A 1,272-nucleotide genomic window follows, 5' to 3' on the forward strand; every position below is an offset into this window, starting at 1 on the left:
GGCGATCGGGTGCTCCGAGGAGTCTTCGAGCGCGCCCGCGAACCGCAGTAGTTCCGCGCGGTCGACGCCTGGCTCGGTGATGACCTCGGTGAGCGTCATCTTGCCGCTCGTGACGGTGCCCGTCTTGTCGAGCACGACCGTGTCGACCTTGCGAGTCGATTCGAGTACCTCAGGGCCTTTGATGAGGATGCCCAGTTGGGCGCCACGGCCCGTGCCGACGAGCAGCGCGGTCGGGGTCGCGAGCCCCAGGGCGCACGGGCAGGCAATGACGAGCACCGCAACCGCGGCGGTGAAGGCCGCGGCAATGGGGTGGCCACCGACGAGCCAGGCTGCAAGCGTGGCGATGGCGATCACGATGACGATCGGCACGAAGNCGCCCGAGATTCTGTCGGCGAGCCGCTGTACTTCGGCCTTACCCGTCTGCGCGTCCTCGACCAGCTTCGCCATCTGGGCGAGCTGCGTGTCAGAACCGACGCGGGTGGCGCGCACCACGAGGCGACCGCCGGCGTTGACCGTCGCGCCGGTCACCGGGTCGCCGGGGCGAACCTCGACCGGCACGGACTCGNCGTGAGCATCGACGCGTCGACCGCGGATGCGCCCGAAGTCACGACGCCGTCGGTCGCGATCTTTTCGCCCGGGCGAACGACAAACTCATCGCCGACGGCGAGCTCGTTCGTCGGAATCTTCACCTCGACGCCGTCACGCAGCACCGCGACGTCCTTCGCGCCGAGCTCAAGCAGGGCGCGGAGCGCGGCACCGGCCTGGCGCTTCGAACGCTTCTCGAAGTAGCGGCCGNCGATGAACATGGTCACGCCCGCGCCGACCTCGAGGTAGATGTTCGCCGCGCCGTCGGACGGGGCAATTGTGAACTCGAACGCGTGCGTCATCCCAGGCATGCCGGCAGTACCGAAGAAGAGGGCATAGACCGACCAGAGCAGCGCGGCCAAGGTGCCCATCGAAATGAGCGTGTCCATCGTCGCGGCGCCGTGCTTGAGGTTGATCCACGCGGCCTTATGGAACGGCCAGGCCGCCCAGATGATCACCGGCGCCGCGAGGGTCAGCGAGAGCCACTGCCAGTACGGGAACTGCAGCGCGGGAATCATTGCCATCGCGATCACGGGAACCGTCAACACGACCGAGCCGATCAGGCGGTGCCGAAGCGAGGTGAGCTCGCGATCTTCCTCGGTCTCGCTGTCGCCGCCTTCAGGAGTCCCCCTGGGGTTCTTCGGCTTCGGCAGGGTTGCCGTGTAGCCGGTCTTCTCGACCTCGGCG

At 67.9% G+C, this 1,272-nt stretch carries 2 protein-coding genes; both read right to left on the reverse strand.

Going from position 1 to position 1,272, the window contains the following annotated elements; all coding sequences use genetic code 11:
* Positions 1 to 558 (reverse strand): HAD-IC family P-type ATPase (locus ID132_RS15435; RefSeq protein ID WP_459562416.1); only part of this gene is annotated, 558 nt, incomplete at its 3' end.
* Positions 525 to 1,109, reverse strand: a complete 585-nt coding sequence (locus ID132_RS15440) for a P-type ATPase (RefSeq protein WP_459562418.1) — start codon at positions 1,107 to 1,109, stop codon at positions 525 to 527. The genes ID132_RS15440 and ID132_RS15435, both read right to left, overlap by 34 nt.
* Positions 1,110 to 1,272 lie beyond the last annotated feature (163 nt).

Origin of the sequence: Gulosibacter sediminis, from assembly GCF_014904065.1 — a bacterium.
GTDB classification, from domain to species: domain Bacteria; phylum Actinomycetota; class Actinomycetes; order Actinomycetales; family Microbacteriaceae; genus Gulosibacter; species Gulosibacter sediminis.